This window comes from Paenibacillus sepulcri, assembly GCF_042647105.1.
GTDB classification, from domain to species: Bacteria; Bacillota; Bacilli; order Paenibacillales; family Paenibacillaceae; genus Paenibacillus_Z; species Paenibacillus_Z sepulcri.
The window spans coordinates 6,911,613-6,927,864 of the sequence record NZ_JBHRUP010000001.1 but is presented as its reverse complement, the minus strand read 5'-3'; the positions used below and the strand labels follow the sequence as shown (position 1 = coordinate 6,927,864).

13 protein-coding genes, 2 tRNA genes and 1 riboswitch are annotated in these 16,252 nt (G+C 49.2%); of the genes, 4 read left to right on the top strand and 11 right to left on the bottom strand.

Features of this window, described 5'->3' with window-relative positions; genetic code table 11:
- Positions 1–88 precede the first annotated feature (88 nt).
- Positions 89–1,390 (bottom strand): trigger factor, encoded by a 1,302-nt coding sequence (gene tig, locus ACFOLF_RS30075; protein ID WP_210045624.1) that lies wholly within the window; start codon positions 1,388–1,390, stop codon positions 89–91.
- A gap of 95 nt (positions 1,391–1,485) precedes the next feature.
- Positions 1,486–2,397 carry a hypothetical protein gene (locus ACFOLF_RS30070; RefSeq protein ID WP_379113745.1) on the bottom strand — a complete coding sequence of 304 codons (912 nt, stop codon included), beginning with the start codon at positions 2,395–2,397 and terminating at the stop codon, positions 1,486–1,488.
- A gap of 185 nt (positions 2,398–2,582) precedes the next feature.
- Between ACFOLF_RS30070 and ACFOLF_RS30065 the strand changes: the two genes are divergently transcribed.
- Positions 2,583–2,656: transfer RNA gene (locus tag ACFOLF_RS30065), tRNA-Gly, on the top strand.
- Positions 2,657–2,972: 316 nt separating this feature from the next.
- Positions 2,973–3,101 carry a sporulation protein YjcZ gene (locus ACFOLF_RS30060; RefSeq protein WP_210045623.1) on the top strand — a complete coding sequence of 43 codons (129 nt, stop codon included), beginning with the start codon at positions 2,973–2,975 and terminating at the stop codon, positions 3,099–3,101.
- Between the two features lie 455 nt (positions 3,102–3,556).
- Here ACFOLF_RS30060 and ACFOLF_RS30055 read toward each other — a convergent pair whose 3' ends face one another.
- On the bottom strand, positions 3,557–4,450 hold the full coding sequence (locus ACFOLF_RS30055) for a TetR/AcrR family transcriptional regulator (RefSeq protein ID WP_210045622.1): 894 nt from the start codon (positions 4,448–4,450) through the stop codon (positions 3,557–3,559).
- 19 nt (positions 4,451–4,469) lie between these two features.
- On the bottom strand, positions 4,470–7,667 hold the full coding sequence (locus tag ACFOLF_RS30050; RefSeq protein WP_210045621.1) for an efflux RND transporter permease subunit: 3,198 nt from the start codon (positions 7,665–7,667) through the stop codon (positions 4,470–4,472).
- Positions 7,668–7,862: 195 nt separating this feature from the next.
- Here ACFOLF_RS30050 and ACFOLF_RS30045 point away from each other — a divergent pair.
- Positions 7,863–7,939, top strand: a tRNA-Arg gene (locus tag ACFOLF_RS30045).
- A 223-nt stretch (positions 7,940–8,162) separates the two neighbouring features.
- Here the strand turns inward: ACFOLF_RS30045 and ACFOLF_RS30040 are convergent.
- From ACFOLF_RS30040 to ACFOLF_RS30015, 6 genes are all read right to left on the bottom strand, one after another.
- Positions 8,163–8,615 (bottom strand): LytTR family transcriptional regulator DNA-binding domain-containing protein, encoded by a 453-nt coding sequence (locus tag ACFOLF_RS30040; protein WP_210045620.1) that lies wholly within the window; start codon positions 8,613–8,615, stop codon positions 8,163–8,165.
- A gap of 8 nt (positions 8,616–8,623) precedes the next feature.
- Entirely contained in the window at positions 8,624–8,770 is a 147-nt protein-coding gene (locus ACFOLF_RS30035; protein WP_210045619.1) for an AgrD family cyclic lactone autoinducer peptide, read from the bottom strand.
- On the bottom strand, positions 8,751–9,293 hold the full coding sequence (locus tag ACFOLF_RS30030; protein ID WP_210045618.1) for an accessory gene regulator ArgB-like protein: 543 nt from the start codon (positions 9,291–9,293) through the stop codon (positions 8,751–8,753). Before ACFOLF_RS30030 ends, ACFOLF_RS30035 begins: the two co-directional genes overlap by 20 nt.
- Positions 9,274–9,918, bottom strand: a complete 645-nt coding sequence (locus ACFOLF_RS30025; RefSeq protein ID WP_210045617.1) for a hypothetical protein — start codon at positions 9,916–9,918, stop codon at positions 9,274–9,276. The genes ACFOLF_RS30030 and ACFOLF_RS30025 overlap by 20 nt, the downstream gene beginning before the upstream one ends.
- A 432-nt stretch (positions 9,919–10,350) precedes the next feature.
- Positions 10,351–12,072, bottom strand: coding sequence for a methyl-accepting chemotaxis protein (locus ACFOLF_RS30020; RefSeq protein WP_210045616.1), 1,722 nt, complete (start codon positions 12,070–12,072; stop codon positions 10,351–10,353).
- Positions 12,065–13,747: a pyridoxal phosphate-dependent decarboxylase family protein gene (locus ACFOLF_RS30015; RefSeq protein WP_210045615.1), complete on the bottom strand. Its 1,683-nt coding sequence runs from the start codon at positions 13,745–13,747 to the stop codon at positions 12,065–12,067. Before ACFOLF_RS30015 ends, ACFOLF_RS30020 begins: the two co-directional genes overlap by 8 nt.
- Positions 13,748–13,859: 112 nt before the next feature.
- A riboswitch (cyclic di-GMP riboswitch) is annotated at positions 13,860–13,946 on the bottom strand.
- Between the two features lie 305 nt (positions 13,947–14,251).
- Here ACFOLF_RS30015 and ACFOLF_RS30010 point away from each other — a divergent pair.
- Positions 14,252–15,145 carry an SDR family oxidoreductase gene (locus ACFOLF_RS30010; RefSeq protein WP_379113747.1) on the top strand — a complete coding sequence of 298 codons (894 nt, stop codon included), beginning with the start codon at positions 14,252–14,254 and terminating at the stop codon, positions 15,143–15,145.
- Between the two features lie 104 nt (positions 15,146–15,249).
- Here ACFOLF_RS30010 and ACFOLF_RS30005 read toward each other — a convergent pair whose 3' ends face one another.
- Positions 15,250–16,233: an aldo/keto reductase gene (locus ACFOLF_RS30005; RefSeq protein ID WP_210045614.1), complete on the bottom strand. Its 984-nt coding sequence runs from the start codon at positions 16,231–16,233 to the stop codon at positions 15,250–15,252.
- Between the last annotated feature and the right edge of the window lie 19 nt (positions 16,234–16,252).

The window sequence follows — 16,252 nt, the reverse complement described above, 5'->3', positions numbered from 1 at the left end:
ACTTAAATCCTCTAAAGGGAGAAATAAGGCACGTGCACACGTGCCTTACTTCCTCATGGCGGCTACACATCGCCCGTCGGGAGCGATATTAAGCAACTTCAGTTGTAACTTTACTGTTGTCCAACAGGAACTTGATCGTCTTGCGAAGAACCAGATCTTCCTTGATATTGTCCAGGTTGCCGTTAGCTGCGAAAATCTCGCGAAGCTCGTCTGCCGTACGGCTGTACTGCTTGGACAACGTCTCCAGTTCCTCATTCAGGTCCTCGTCGCCAACTTCGATGCCTTCGTTTTTGGCAATTTGCTCAAGCACCAAATTGTTGCGGACGCGCTTCTGGGCATCGCTGCTCATTTGAGCGCGCAGGGCTGCTTCATCCTGGCCTGAGAACTGGTAATACATATCCAGATTCATCCCCTGCATGCGCAGGCGGTTCTCGAAATCACGAACCATAAAATCTGTTTCGGATTCAATCATAGCATCGGGAATATCAATAACGGCCGCATCGGCCACCTTTTCCACTACAGCCGTTTCACGGGCCTGCTCATTGCTTTTTTTCTTGTTCTCGACCAGTTTGGTCACGAGATCTTCCTTGAATTCATCCAACGTATCAAATTCGCTTACGTCTTTGGCAAATTCATCGTCAAGCGCAGGCAGGTTCTTGCGTTTGATTTCATGAAGCTTTACTTTGAATACCGCCTGCTTGCCTGCAAGATTCTCGGCGTGGTAGGTTTCAGGGAATGTCACTTCAATGTCCTTGAAATCGCCGATTTGCATGCCGACTACCTGATCTTCAAAGCCGGGGATGAAAGAATTGGAGCCCAGCTCCAGCGAGTGTCCTTCTCCCTTGCCGCCTTCAAACGCTTCCCCGTCAACGAAACCATCAAAATCAATCGAGGTCACATCGCCAGGTTCAGCCGCCCCTTCATCAAGAACAGTCAGCTCGGCATGACGCTGCTGCAGACGATCAAGCTCAGCCGCAATCTCCTCTTCCGTAACCGTTTCATCTACAGCCGGAACTTCAATGCCTTTGTATTCGCCCAATTGAACTTCAGGCTTGACGGTTACCTTGGCTTTGAATTTGAAAGGCTGTCCTTTGCTGAACTGCTCCACTTCGATATCAGGCCGGTCAACCGGAATGATCTCTGTTTCTTTCAGCGCTTCGGAATATACATCCGGAAGAAGAATGTCAATTGCATCCTGATAGAGGCTTTCGATACCGAAACGGGCTTCAAAAATACCGCGGGGCACTTTTCCTTTGCGGAATCCAGGTACGTTTACTTTTGCAACGACTTTCTTGAAGGCCTTGTCCAGCGCTTCACTCACTTGCTCGGTCTCGACTTCGACGTCGATGGAGACAAGGTTCTTGTCTATTTTTTCCCAAGTTGCTTTCATGTTATGCTTTCCCCTCCAAATTAACTAACGCTTTTCTCGCGTCCGATGATTCACGCTAATAAACCATTCTATTATAATCAACATCCGGGCGAATATCAAGACTCGCTTCCATCCTCCCGGTCCTGCAGCAATGCTACCTGCCTGAGCGAGCGGCAAGCCTGTTCATACTGAAATCGGAGCGCTTGCGTTATACCGTATGTATCGCGGATATCATCGTCGCTTGCCCTGTCATAAAGTGATAATTCTACGATGAGGTGAAGCGCGCCCGCAAAGCAATCAATGGTTTCATCGTCGCCGTTGACCAGCCGGTCGTAGATGGTGGTTCCATAAAAGCATTGGAGGCACTCCTTCCACATTTCACGCGCAAAATGTGGCATGGTTACGTCAATAACCTCCGTCACCGATTCCACTCTCTCGAGCACTCTGGAAACAGGCTCGGGAAAGCCATCCATCGAAAGCGGCGTCTGCTCAATTTCAAGCTCTACCTGCTCCCCCATCCGCAAAAGCGGTAATTTCCCCGTTACGCCCCGGCGATGCAGACATTGGAGCGCCTTGAACTGCAGGGCCGGGTGAAGCTCGCTGCCCGTAAGCCAGGCGACAATCGCTTCATCCACATCGGGATGCTGAATATGAGCGGCTCTCTCCAAGGCCAGCACCTGCTGATCGGGTATAGGATGATTCCGCATAATATACAGGACTTGTTGAACGTAAGCATCATCATATTCTTCCGGCGCCAGGGCGTCCCTTCTGAAGGAATCCTCGTCCTCATCGGCTTTTAGCTCAGCATTCTCCAGGGAACCATAGCCATGGTCAGACGCTTCAAAAGTGGGAAAAGCCATATCGAGCCAAGTGAGCAGGCTGCCCCATTCTTCATAGTGGCGTTTCTCCTCGCCCTGGCAGTTCATCAGAAACCGGAGCAATTGTTTGGCTTCGCCATACTGCTCGGCTTCAAGCATCCGTGTCAGCTGCAGCTGGTATTGATCAAGCATGCGCGGAAACAAATACACATTTTCCTTACTGTCGCCTTGAGGGGAATTTGAAGTTGTAATAGTATCACCACCTTATCAGTCCATCCGCACCGGCAGCGGAGCCTGCTTTTGATATGTGTTCGATTATAACACTGTCTGTTATTGATTTCCATTGCACCCTGTGCTATCATTTATTGGTCGCAGTAGACTGCCAACTTTCTAATGCGGGTGTAGTTCAATGGCAGAACGCCAGCTTCCCAAGCTTGAGGCGAGGGTTCGATTCCCTTCACCCGCTCCACTAAATAATTCCTGAAAGCCTTGATCTGCAAGGCTTTTTTTGTTTTCTTGCGGCTGAAAAACCCAGTCTCGAATATGGCTTGGGACGGATTGGGGACAGGCATTGAACCAGGCCCATTCCGATCTCCATGCGGCAAGTATTTTTAATGAAGCAAACAAAAACAACGTCCAATATGATAGCATGCTTTATCTATGCCCGCTCTGCCAGTTCCTATTCCATTACCTGGGCCAATGACGTTATGTGATAAATACCCAATCGCACTGGGGCAGGTGTGCATACCTTAAAGAGTACCCTAGACGCAAGGAGGTGCTTTTGAATGGGCTACGCTGGTGTTGGTGGTGTTGGCTATGGCGGATTTGGCACAGGAATCGGATTTATTCTCGTACTCTTTATCTTGCTGGTCATTATCTCCCGTGGATGCGGCTTTGGTGGATTCGGTTATTAATTAACATTTGGAACGTAACCCTCCATATGTTCCGGACCTTGAAAACTCCATTAATTGACCCGCTGCCAAGCGGGTCTTTTAGCCGTTTACGTCAAGCTGTATCTGCTCCTGAACGGCATCCGTCCTGCATTCGCCGATTTCCTTGCATTGAATAAGTGAAAAGAGCAAGGAGCCGTGAGCAACAGGGTATAACGGCCATAACGGCCCTTCTCGCGCTTCCTGGTATCCTGATGCTGTTTCTCCCCCAGCTACAATAAATGGAAGGCTGGAGCAGGTCTGAACATGCCCAGAGCGGTTCTGGTTCGACCGTCCGTACTTATTACCACTATAACGTGCCCGCTAACCGTCAAATATCGACCATTTTTGAATAGACATGCAAAAAACGGACTGTTATGCGCTTTATGCGCCTAAACAGTCCGCTTTTATACTGCCTTGCATGATGATTATTCATGCGTTCAGGTCAATTCACTTATGCCAGCCTCCAGCTTGGTCACAAGCTTCTTGAGCTCCACGATTTTGGTACTTTTCAGAAGGGCCAGCATTCCCTTGATGAGGACGGGCTGCGGGTCCGATTTGTCGAGTTCATTCTCCAGCAACTGGAGTGAGGAATTCATCTCTGCAGCGACATCGGAAGGTACGTCTGCTTCGGAGATAATCGTACGGATAGCCTCAATATCAGCGCTGACGTTATGATCCCCATCAGCGCTGCGAAGCTCGGAGGAAATGCATCTCCAATCCTCCAGCACTTCACGGTCCATAATCACTTCAGCGTTGCCCGCAACCATACCTGCCATCAACTGATCCATGCGCTCCAGAATATAGGCTGCCAGCCGCTCGATATCGAACTTCTTGCCTTCCAGAATGACAAAACCCATATAGCCCTCAATAAAAGCGTTAAAGAATATAGCCGCATCGTTGGCATAACGCTCAACATCCGGCCCGTAATGCTCGCGTATGGCGGTACGTGTGGCCAGAAGCCCGCTTGCTCTTAATTGAAGGATCAGATCATGCAGCTCCTCATTCAGATCAAAGCGTTCCTGCATAATGATGTTGATGAAGCTCTTATGCTGGTTATACAGCTCGTAGCTCATCGTAATCCGCTTCCGCAGCTTGTCGCGGGAGGAGAGTTCCGTGGATTCGGAAATCTCCTTCGCTCTTTTACCCATTTTCCCAATGTAGTACTTGAAGATGGAGAATAACAGATCTTCTTTTGATTTGAAATAGAAGTACAGAGAACCTTTGGAAATGCCGAGGGCGTCAGCAATATCCTGAATGGACGTCCCTCTGTAGCCCTTTTCCGAAAAACGCTTCATGGCGCCTTCGAGAATTTGCTGTTTTTTGCCTTCCACGTGTCAGACACCGCCTTCCTTACTCTTCAATTGCGGGCTTTCTGCGGAATTTAGCCAGGAATTCATAAACGATTGGCACGATGAGCAGTGTCAGTACCGTCGAGCTGGCCAGTCCGCCAATTACGGTCACACCCAGCCCCTTGGAAATTAGTCCGCCGCTGCCGCCTTCAAAGCCAAGCACGAGCGGCAGAAGCGCTCCAATGGTGGCAAGAGCTGTCATCAAAATCGGACGCAGCCGGGTTCCAGCCGCCTCAATGAGCGCTTCACGGGTGCTGAGGCCCGCCTTCTCCATATGCAGTACGCGGTCAAGCAGCACAATCGCGTTGGTAACCACGATCCCGATCAGCATGAGCGCTCCCATCATCGCCGCCGCACTGATTGTTTCCCCGGCCAAATACAGACCGACTAACGCTCCGATAATGGTAAACGGCAGGGAGAACAATATAGCAAACGGCGTCAGAGCTCCGCCAAAGGTGATAACCAGCAGCAGGTAAACGATCGCAATGGCCGCAGCCATGGCCAGACCAAGCTGGGTAAAGGTTTCGTTGATCTGCTCGGCGACGCCGCCAAAGTCGACTGTCACATTCGCAGGCAGTTCTATTTTGTCGATTTCAGCCTTCAGGTCTGTGCTGGCCTTATTCACATCTTTGGACACAATGTTCGCCGATACGCCCACATAAAGCTTGCCGTCTTTGCGGGATACCGTGTCTGCCGATGTACCTTCTTCCACTTTGATGACATCTTTGAGCGGTACGGTCACGCCAAGCGGCGAAGTGATCGTCTCGTTCTCAATGTCGGAAATGGAACCGTACTGCTTCGTATCCACCTGCACATACACATTGTAATCCTTGTCGTCTACAGTCACCTGCGTCAACACCGGACGTTCGCGCACCGGACTGAGCTTCATGACGATCTGGCCGGCTGTCAGGCCAAGCTTGCTCAGCTTTTGCTGATCGGCGACAAGCGTATACTGCTGATATTGCTGGGAGAGAGAGTTGTCAACTTTCTCAAAGGAGCTGTCCTTCTTCATCAGATCCTCGATTTGCGTAACGACCGGTTTAATAGCATCAAAACTGTCACCGTATACGGACAAGCTCAACTGACTGCCGCCAAGACCGCCGCCTCCGAGATTCATCTGTCCCCAATTGCCTGACGGTTCCACCGTTTTAAGGGCTTCGACCAGCTTATCTTTTTCAGCGTTGAAGTCCTTCACATCACTCTCATACTGGACATAGAACAATGCGCTTTTGCCTGATGATGCGCCGAACGGGCTCTGTCCGCCGACCGAATACTGCAGATTAGTTACACCTGCGCGTTCCATGATCAGCTTCTCCGCATCAAGCGAGGTCTGCTCGACGTCGGCCAGGGTTTTTCCCGGTCCTGGCGAATATGTCACCATGGCATATTTCTCCGGCTCTTCCGGAAGGAAGCTAACTCCGATCTTCGGAACCAGGAAGAAGCTTGCGGCCAGTATGACAATAGCGCCAATGAAGGTAATCAGCTTATGATTAAGCGCCCATCCCAGAATTTTACGATACCGGACGGCGATAACGCCGGGACGTTCCTCATGCTTCTGACTTTCCTTCAGACCTTTGCGGAACATCAAATGGGTCATCATCGGCACGACTGTGATGGCTACGAGCAGTGAAGCAAGCAGCGCAAACACCATTGTCAGCGCAAACGGCATAAAGATTTGACCAATGGGTCCTGTAACGGTTCCAAGCGGAAGGAATACGGCAATCGTGACCAAAGTCGACGAGAGAATCGGCATAAACATCTCTCTGGTCGCCTCGGTGATCAGCGCCTTGCCTCTGAGCTTCTCGGAACGCAGAGACATCCGCCTGTAATTGTTCTCAATGACGACAATCGAGTCATCGACGACCCTCCCGATCGCGACCGTCATCGCGCCAAGCGTCATAATGTTAAGGGTGATATCCATCTGCTGGAGAAGCAAGAGAGCGATAACCAGTGACAGCGGTATTGAAATAATGGATATAATCGTCGTTCTGAAATTGCGCAGGAACAAAAGAATGACAATAACTGCAAACAGTGCGCCGAACAGCGCCTTGTCGATCATCGTGCTGACTGATTCCTCAATCGGCTTGCCCTGATCCAGCATCACAAGCGATTTAATTTCCGCATGCTCTTTCTGGAATTGAGCCGTCTCGTCCTTCACCGCATTGACAACGTCAACGGTATTGGCATCTGAGGATTTTGTAATATTGATGCCGATAGAAGGCTCCCCGTTCGTCCGGGAGATGGACTCCGGCATGGAGACCAATTCGATATTGGCAATTTCCGACAATTTAACAGTCGGGATTTCTGTTGGCGCTTGTGCACCTTGGGGAGCCTGATTCACAGCGCCTTGCCCTGTTCCGGCATTGCCGGCTGCTGACCCTCCTCCGGGAGCACCTGCTGCCTGTCCTGAGCCTCCAGCAGCGCCCTGCTGCGATGTTCCGCCTGCACCGGATGGAATTGCGGGGATCTCAATATTTTTCAACTGATCAAGGGTAGTAACATTGCCATCAACGACGATGGCTTTCTCGGTCTTGTCCATTTCAAACAGGCCCAGAGGCGCTTTGACGGCCGAGGCTTGTACTATTCCTTTAACCGTATCTTCACTGAGGCCAAGCTCGGCCATCTTGTCTTTATTAAAGGTTAACTGAACTTCCTTCACCTGCTGGCCGGAGATCGCTACCGCGCCCATTCCGTCAATGCCTTCAAGTGATGGCTTCAAATCTTCCTCGACCAGCTTCGTGACCTCTTCAAGCGTCATTCCGCTGCCGCTGGAGATACTCAGAGACATAATCGGAAAATCATTAAGGCTGATTTTGGATATCTGCGTATCCTGTGCGCCGCTTGGCAGTTCAAAACCATCGGTGACAGCTTTCAGCTCACTCTCCGCTTCCTTCATATCCTTGCCGTAATCATACTCCACAACGATGGAAGAAACGTTCTCTGATGAAGTTGAGGTGAATGCGGTGACGCCATTCATGTTCTTCAGCCGCTGCTCGAGCGGGATGGTCAGCTTGTCCGCCACCTCTTCCGGAGCTGCGCCCGGGAACACGGTATTGACCACCAGTATGGGAACACTAATGTTCGGAATGGTCTCCTGCTTCATGTTCAGACCCGCATACAATCCGCCAACCGTGACAATAATCGTCATGATCCAGATGGCGAATTTGTTGTTTATTGAAAATCGGATAATTCCTTTCATCCTTCCACTCCTCATCTCTTTATATGACTTCATTGACCAATCGTTCAAATATAACTCCATACTATTTGAACAAAGTTCAAAAGTCAATTAAACGGTGTTCAAATGAAGCCTGGTTGAACGGTCAGTCACAATAAAAACATATTTAAAATTCCTCTTGCGCTTTTCAAAAAATGCATGCTATAATATCACTTACGTGTCCCAGTAGCTCAGCTGGATAGAGCAACGCCCTTCTAAGGCGTGGGTCGGGGGTTCGAATCCCTCCTGGGACGCCACTCGCGTTTACATACAATCATTTTAATAAATTGAAAAAAACCTCGAATCCCAGCCATATCAAGGGATTCGAGGTTTTTTTGTTTCACTATTTAGCTATTAAGATTACGTCTTTTAAAACGATGATTAACTCTTCGGTCCAAAACCTGAACTGCAACGTGTTAAACCGTATCGGATCTCGAAGCATCCTGTCTAAAACAAATTAAAGATCAAAGAGGCTGTTTCTCATGACCGGGAAAGAGCCTCTTTGATCTTTATGGAAATCATTCGGGAATCATCACTGGCTTTCGTTTCTACGAAAGGTTGATTGATCTGTTTGAGTTTCTTCTCGACAGCTTTGTATTTCTCCCAAGCCAACGTACAGCTCTTGGAGTCCCTGCCTAATTCATATTCGAAATATGCCCGTTTGTACTGATCATCCAGCCTCTTGATATTCCTGATGTGAATGGAAAAGTTCCGGTCCACCGGAAAGAAGTCGTACCCGCTGTCCTGCAAGGCCTTTGTCCATGTTTTTAAAGTGCCCCATATATAAAATTCTTCATTTGTTGTGTGAATTTTGATTTGCGGCGTACTGCCCCCGATGTACTCAAGGAACACCACAGCTTTAATCTCTACGCTGCACAGCCCGCCGCTGCCATCGTTATTTCTTATAACTGATAATAAATCCATTTCAAACATCTCCCAGGCTATTTCTGCTTTTTAAGAAGACTTGCCGGCGTTTTTGGCTGATGTACCCAAATGATGCTGGCAGTAGAAACAATCAGTACCGCAGCGGAGGCCAAAGCAGTACAAACAAAATAGAATACTTTGCTTTTAAGCGATTTCATTTTCATATTTAGTGTCACCTCCTCTCCATTTGATCAAGAGAATGCATTGAATGAGGAACGAAATGGCAACAATTGAGGATTGGAAATAAAAATTTGAACAAACAATAAGAACGGAAATCCACCTTAATAACGGAAAATACTTTGAAGGAATCCTGGTTTGCTGCTCGATTCTTGATGGCGCGTAGAGGATGGCGAGAAGTATGCATACGATAGTCAGACAGTACACGGTCAAGTTGGAAATTGAGGAGAAACCGACAATATTGGCCGCTATGGAAGTCGATACCAGGCATGTCCAGCTATGTTTAAGATGAATGCCTCCGGAAACCGCTCTTAATACAGCGAAGGCCAGCATGGCGTATATCGTTTCCTGCGTTTTTCCTGTCATTAAGCTCAAGATCAATGCAGCAATTAAGGTTCCGAAAGTATTGAAAAGCGCCTCTATGGAAAATTGCAATTCTTCGACAGAGCTTGGATGGTCAGGGGCCCTCCGCTTTAAGCCGGCAGCCAATCTAAAGGCCAATGTTTGCATCTTCTGTCTCCTTCTTCAGTGCAAAATAGAGCAGAAAAGCCAGTCCGATAAAGTAGATTATTGTGGCTATGTATAGATTCCCAATAAACAGCACAGCTCCGAATGCCAGTGCGATTAATATCATTATAATCATTACCAGCAAAGTTACCAACTTATAAATTGGTTTTTCGAATTCAAATGAGAACCCTATTCCTCTTTTATATAAAAAACCGCTAATCAGATACCCGATAAGACCCGTCAATGTCTGCAGCAGATACCCTTTCCAGGCATGAGAATTAATTTCCTGAACGGATAGGTATCCAAAGGATAACTGCATTATCAAGCCTGTCTGCAGCAATGCAAAAAAACATAAGCCTGTCAAAGATACAATTAAAGCCCAGAATGCAGGAATTTTAACTACAGCCATCATAAAAAGAACCAGCAGCACCAAAATGGCAACCGGAGCGTAATCCGCGAGCGCTACTTCTTTTCGCAAGTAAAAACTCACAAGGTTAATGACGATCATCATGATAAGCGAAGGCCAAAGATATTGAGTGAATTTAAGTCTGTAAAGGGTGAATGAAATAGAAAACAATGCGATGCTTTCAATAATGGAAAATAACATGAACAACAAAAAAACACTCATTTGATCAACCGTCCCTCAGTTTACTGAACCCCGCTGTGCGATAAACTCAATCGCTCTATCCTTTAGCCATATTGGCCTGCCACCATCTAACAGTGCATCCGGTTTAAGAAAATCACCCCTATACTCCGGATTGAGCGCCCGTTTGCCGGCAAGCGATATATTTTGTTGGGATGTCCCAAGATGCTTGGAGAGCCAAGCGGCTGTAACGTATTCCAGTAGTTCCATTCGCTCTCCTTTCCCGTATCCGCCTTATTACCTCATTATACCCAAGCGGTTGATATGTACAAGCGAACAAAACTATTTTCCAGACGTTTCTTGTTTGTATCGCACCTGGGCCCGGGCGTTATACAAGAACGGGAACCTGCTCCTAAAAAATAGGAAAAGGTTCCCTGCTTGGGGCGATACCCAATATGCAGCACATTCATAAAAAGCTTACTGCACTTTTACTTTGAAACGGCTTGCCGATTTCAGAAGCTCTGCCGCCAGATCCGAGCACCTGCCGATGGATTCGGTCAATTCCTGCATCGTAGCGCTTTGCTGCTCGGCAGCCGCTGCGACCTCCTCGGAGCTTGCTGCCTGCTCCTGTGTAATGCCGGAAATTTGCTGCATGGCCGAGGTGATCTGCCCGAACGACCGCTCCACATTGACAACAGCCTCCTGCAGCTGCTCGGTGCACGTGGAAAACTGGCCCACTCCCTTGAAAATACCTTCGAAATTGGCATGCGTCTCGCTAATCCAGGCATGTCCCTGCGTGACGGCTTCATTGCCTTCAACAATACGGTTGATAACCAGCCGGCTGTTTTCCTGTGTGACCGAAACCAGCTCGGATATAGACAAAGCGGACTGTGAAGATTGCTCGGAGAGCTTCCGTACTTCCCCTGCAACTACAGCAAAGCCTTTGCCCTGCTCACCGACACGGGCCGCTTCAATTGATGCGTTAAGCGCCAGCAAATTCGTTTGGCTGGCAATATTGGAAATAATAGTTACAATATCTCCGATAGCCCGCGAATTATGGCCCAGAAGCTCAGCGGCCTCGAGGGAGTGCCGCATCGCCTCCTGTATGACCTCCATCTGATGCAACGTCTTCTCTACCAATTCCCGCCCGCCTTCGGATTGCTCTCTGACCAGAACCGCAATTGACTGCATCTCCTCCACATCCTGAGTAACCTCCGAGAGCTCCCCGTCAATTTCAGATACAGCTTCCGAACTGTTCGTGAGCCCTTCGACGATCCCATTGATGCCCTCGCTCATTTTGTTCATGGATACCGCTACCTGCAGCGCGCTCTGGCTTGTCTCTCCCGATGCCTGATGCAAATTGCGTGTCGTTCCCGAGATCTCGTCCGATGATGATAGAATCTGGCGGATCAACTCCTGCAGGTTCTGGCTCATCTGTCCGAACGACTGGGACAGCTTGCCCATCTCATCCTCACGCTTCAGTATAATCTGCTCGCTCAAGTCTCCGGCCGCCACCTTCTCCGTGGCCGACATCAGCCTGCGTATCGGCTTGGTGAAGATCCGGCTGATCGCCAGCGATACGATGGAGCCGATCAATAAAACGATGATGGTTATGATGACGGTGGACCAAAATATGGTCGATGACATTTTGGGTATAACAGAAGCATCCAGATCGATACCGAGTAGGGTGCTCGTGTTTCCATCCGTGTAGGGAACGAAGATGGATTTATGAATACCGAATTCATCCTTGTAGATTTCGCTGACAATTGTCTTGTTGTCAGTCAGAGCCTTGTTCATATCAGCCGTAAAAGGATAGTCGGTCCCGTAATCGTCCGGCACATCGGCTAACACGACGATATGGTCCTTTCCGCCGCTTTTGGAGAGCACATACACATTCTCCAGACCATTCTTAACTTTAACCTGTTCCAGATTTTGTTTCAGGGCGGCATAAAGCGGATCGCTTGCATCCTTTACTTCGGCCTCGTAACCGGGAATGCCGGCTACCAGATCCGAGACAACTCCGATATCCGTATTCAGCCTCAGATCGAACTGCTGCAGCAGCTTATCGACCAGATTCGTATTGACGTAATAAGTTGTGCCTGCAAATGCGGCGCATGTAAATAATTGCAGTAGCAGGATGCTGATGATGACTTTGAGCGACAGTCGTTCCCGCACGGGACGCAATAAGGAATTAAACAACTTCGACGGACCTCCCTGATTGATACGGAGAATGGTACTGCTCATAAATTTCGTCTACTCTCTCCTTTAAGTAGCCGACAATTGCCGGGACATGCTCAAGCTGTGTATAAGGCGAGATCACAAACAGCTTGCTGGCGTATAAGGGGACTTCCACACCTTCCTGGGATAAAACCAGCAGATGCTTCTTGGTGTCCCCAAAAAACATTTCATCGCGCCGCTCCCCGAGCAGTTCGAATAATCGTTCATTAAGCCGGTTGTTCCGGAGGAGCTCATCAAGCGGGCACTCCCCGGCCAATTCCTCTTGAAATCGGGAAATCCGGTTCTCATAAATCCTCAGCAGTGTCGTAATACCGGGATTGTCGGGATTTGCGATCACCATCTCGGGAACTTCCTTCATGAGCTGCCTGCGGAAAGCCAAATTGACCGATACAAACTGCGCCAGCAGCTGTTGATACCCTTCAATGCCAAAAGCCAGCAGAGCGCTGTAGATACTGATCGAGCTGGCCATTCTGGAGCATTCCAGCGTGTAACCGGTATGATACTGGCCGTATCCGCGGTATCCCACATAAGGCGTTTCATCGGGATTCAAATCAAGCAGCCGCAGAGATTCAGCTTCTTTAACCAGGAGCAGGCTCGTCAGATACGGCGTTTGTCCCAGCTTTTGAAAATCAAAGCACATGGTATCGGCAAGATGGATATGCTTCATTTTACCAGCGATCGCATGGAGAGCTCCCAGCGTTTCCATATCCAATGCAAGCGGATTAAGGGCAAAATCATAATCATTGAAAAAAGCGAAAAATCCTCCCAGCGCCGAGTCCGCATGAATATGCGGCCTGTTTAATCCATTAGCCGCGGCAGCTTGTACGGCAATATTCATAATTTCGGAAATATCGTCAATTCCCATAGCATCGGTCGTCCCCGTAGTGGCGACGATATAGATCGGAACTCCGCCTGAACGAATAACCTGCTCCAGTTTCCATTTCAAATCCGCTGTGTCCATGGAGCTGTCGCTTCTTGTCCGGATTTTGACCAGACGGTCGCTTCCAAGTCCTGTTGCTTCCATGGATTTGTACAGACTGTAATGAGCCGAATCCGAACAGAAGGCATACAGGTTATTCGGCACTCCCGTGCGCGAAGCATCCGGAGCGAATTTGACTATTGCCAGCCGCAGACCGGTGAAGATTGCCCCTTGTCCGCCCCAGGTTGTGTAGCCGCCGCTTCTCGTATGGTCATAACCGACCAGCTTGGACATCATGCTGACGACCCGCACTTCAGCCTCAGCGCCAGCCGGGCCATATACATCCCACAAATTATTGCCATTGACAAGCATCGCGGCGAGCATTCCCATAATGCCTGGAATCGATGCCATAGGCAGAATATTGGTCATAAAATATTTGGTATGGTAGGGATGCGCATGCATCAGTTCGATCAGGCCCCGGGTTACATCTTCCATCGCTTTCCCCTGCGGGGGGATGACACTGCTCTCATTCAGCTGTCCATAAAAATCGCCTGACCGGTCCTTGCTGCCCTTCAGGTTTACCCTCTCTGGGTCCTTCAAAAGATCGAAGCCCGTCATCAGCTGCTCCATAAGCTTCATCAATTGCATCCGGTCCTGCTCATTCCCATCATCGCTCGGAAACCATTGACGTACATCTTGAACTGGTGACATCTTCATGTAATAGCCTCTTTTCTGTAACCAATTTATTTTGTGATGCGAAAAACCCATAAATGATCCGCATAGCAAAAAACAGCATAATGGGCATGGCAAGCCTAAACAGCTGTTAAATGGATGCAACTGGCTGGCATTTCCACTGTTGGATGATGCCCCTGTAGTTTTGCGTCACTACTTTTCAATAGCTTTGCCTAGTATTCAATTTGTCTTCGCCGTGGAAATAATAGACCGGAAAGCTTAGTCGTATATTACTATTTTGTTCCATTATCTTCAAGGATTTTTGGGCCTTTTAACAATAAAATTATAAAATAAGTTACAAATTTATTACATTTATCGCGGTTTCGACATTTAAACCAGTTCTTAAGACTTAACTTTTCAGTTTTTCTTCTCTTATCCAGGGGAGCTATATTTTTTTCATTTCTGCATGCCCGGGGTAATAGTTCAATGGAACGCGTAAGAACATCGTATTCGTGGAATGATAGCTTATCGAAAGGAGTTGTTTCTCAAATGACGAAGCAGCCTATGACATCTCCAGGCGAAACACCAGCAAGGCCAACCACATTACCGCCGCAGCATCAAAGCCGGCAGCCAGGACTGGAATCCAAAATGACGCCAAGTCCGCAATTTGAATCTTCCGGATTGAAGGCAGCGGGCAAGCTGCAAGGCAAGGTAGCCATTATATCCGGAGCAGACAGCGGGATCGGCCGTGCCGTTGCGGTTGCCTATGCCAAGGAAGGCGCCGAAATAGCCGTTCTATATTTGAATGAACAAAGCGATGCGGAGGTAACCAAGCAGTTCGTGGAAGCGGCCGGCCGCCGCTGCATTCTGCTGGAGGGAGATATCGGCGATCCGAACTTCTGCCGCGAGGCCGTGGAGGAAACCGTTAAAAGCTTGGGAAAACTCGATATCGTCGTGAATAACGCGGCGGAGCAGCATCCCCAGGATAAGATTGAGCTCATTATTCCCCAACAGCTTGAACGGACCTTCAAAACCAATATTTTCGGAATGTTTTATTTAACGCAGGCGGCTATGCCTCATTTGGCAAGCGGTGCAGCAATCGTTAACACGACATCCGTAACCGCCTACCGGGGAAGCCCGACATTGCTCGATTATTCGGCGACCAAAGGAGCCATCGTTTCCTTTACCCGCTCCTTGTCGCTCAATCTTGCCGATCAGGGCATTCGCGTCAACGCCATAGCGCCCGGCCCTATCTGGACACCTCTTATTCCTTCAACCTTTGATGAGCAGAAGGTGGCCAAATTCGGCGCCGATGTCCCGCTCAAGCGTGCCGGACAGCCGGAGGAACTGGCTCCCGCTTATGTGTATCTCGCAAGCGAGGATTCTTCTTACATGAGTGGTCAAGTCCTTCACATCAATGGCGGGGAAATTGTGAACGGGTAGCATTCCCGAAGGAAATGATTTGCAGCATGGAACAACATAAAGAGGCCCGGACAAGCGAAGGAATTCGCTCGTCCGGGCCTGCCCATGCTTAACTATTCTCTTATTCAATAAGGTCCTCTGATATAGTTGTGAACCTCTTGCTCGTAGAATTGATGGATTTTGTCGAGCTCGCTTCGCGTATAACCCGGAACGTTGGCCGCCCGCAAATTATCTTCCACCTGCGAGACGTTTCGGAATCCCGGTATGATACAGGTAATATGGGGATTATCCAGAAGGTAGCGCAGCGCGGCGCTGGCCATATTCGTTCTGCCCTCGGCAATCCATGACAGCTCCTTGCTCAGTGATACGCCCATCTCGAAGGCAATTCCGGCGAAGGTCTCACCTACATTAAAACTTTCGCCATTACGGTTGAAGTTCCGGTGATCGTCAGGAGCAAATGTTGATTTCTCCGTGAACTTGCCCGTCAGCAGCCCGCTGGCAAGCGGCAGACGCACCAGAATGCCCACTCCCTGCCCGAAAGCCTTGGGAATCAGCTCAAGCTCCGGCTTCTGCCGAAACAGGTTGTATATCACCTGCAGCGCCTTCACATTGGGATGCTGCAAGCAAATAAAGCCCTCTTCGACGGTTTCCACGCTTACTCCGTACTCACGGATTTTACCTTCCTCGCGCAGACGGTCAAGCGCGCCGAATACCTCGCCGCTTCGCAGAATATCCGTAGGCGGACAATGCACCTGGTACAGATCGATTCTTTCACGGCCCAACCGCTTCAAGCTTGCCTCGCAATAGGCCCGCACCGACTCGTAGGAATAGGAAGCCGGATCCAGAAGATCACCGGCACGGCAAAACTTGGTTGCGATGTAAATCTCGTCCTCCCGCCCTTTTGTCGCTTTGGCGAGCAGTTCCTCACTATGTCCTTCGCCATAAACATCTGCGGTATCGAAGAAGTTGACGCCCTCTTCCATTGCACGTGACAGCGCTTTGAGCGCCGAACCATCGTCCGTCCCGCCCCAGGATCCGCCGATAGCCCATGTTCCGAAGCTGATTTCACTAATGTGCAATTCAGTGCTGCCCAGTTGTCTGTACTTCATGATATCAACCGCCTTTATG

Coding starts and splice junctions, on each gene's coding strand:
- tig (WP_210045624.1), bottom strand. CDS start 1,390: ATGAAAGCAACTTGGGAAAAAATAGACAAGAACCTTGTCTCCATCGAC.
- ACFOLF_RS30060 (WP_210045623.1), top strand. CDS start 2,973: ATGGGCTACGCTGGTGTTGGTGGTGTTGGCTATGGCGGATTTGGCACA.
- ACFOLF_RS30050 (WP_210045621.1), bottom strand. CDS start 7,667: ATGAAAGGAATTATCCGATTTTCAATAAACAACAAATTCGCCATCTGG.
- ACFOLF_RS30040 (WP_210045620.1), bottom strand. CDS start 8,615: ATGTTTGAAATGGATTTATTATCAGTTATAAGAAATAACGATGGCAGC.
- ACFOLF_RS30035 (WP_210045619.1), bottom strand. CDS start 8,770: ATGAAAATGAAATCGCTTAAAAGCAAAGTATTCTATTTTGTTTGTACT.
- ACFOLF_RS30030 (WP_210045618.1), bottom strand. CDS start 9,293: ATGCAAACATTGGCCTTTAGATTGGCTGCCGGCTTAAAGCGGAGGGCC.
- ACFOLF_RS30025 (WP_210045617.1), bottom strand. CDS start 9,918: ATGAGTGTTTTTTTGTTGTTCATGTTATTTTCCATTATTGAAAGCATC.
- ACFOLF_RS30015 (WP_210045615.1), bottom strand. CDS start 13,747: ATGAAGATGTCACCAGTTCAAGATGTACGTCAATGGTTTCCGAGCGAT.
- ACFOLF_RS30010 (WP_379113747.1), top strand. CDS start 14,252: ATGACGAAGCAGCCTATGACATCTCCAGGCGAAACACCAGCAAGGCCA.
- ACFOLF_RS30005 (WP_210045614.1), bottom strand. CDS start 16,233: ATGAAGTACAGACAACTGGGCAGCACTGAATTGCACATTAGTGAAATC.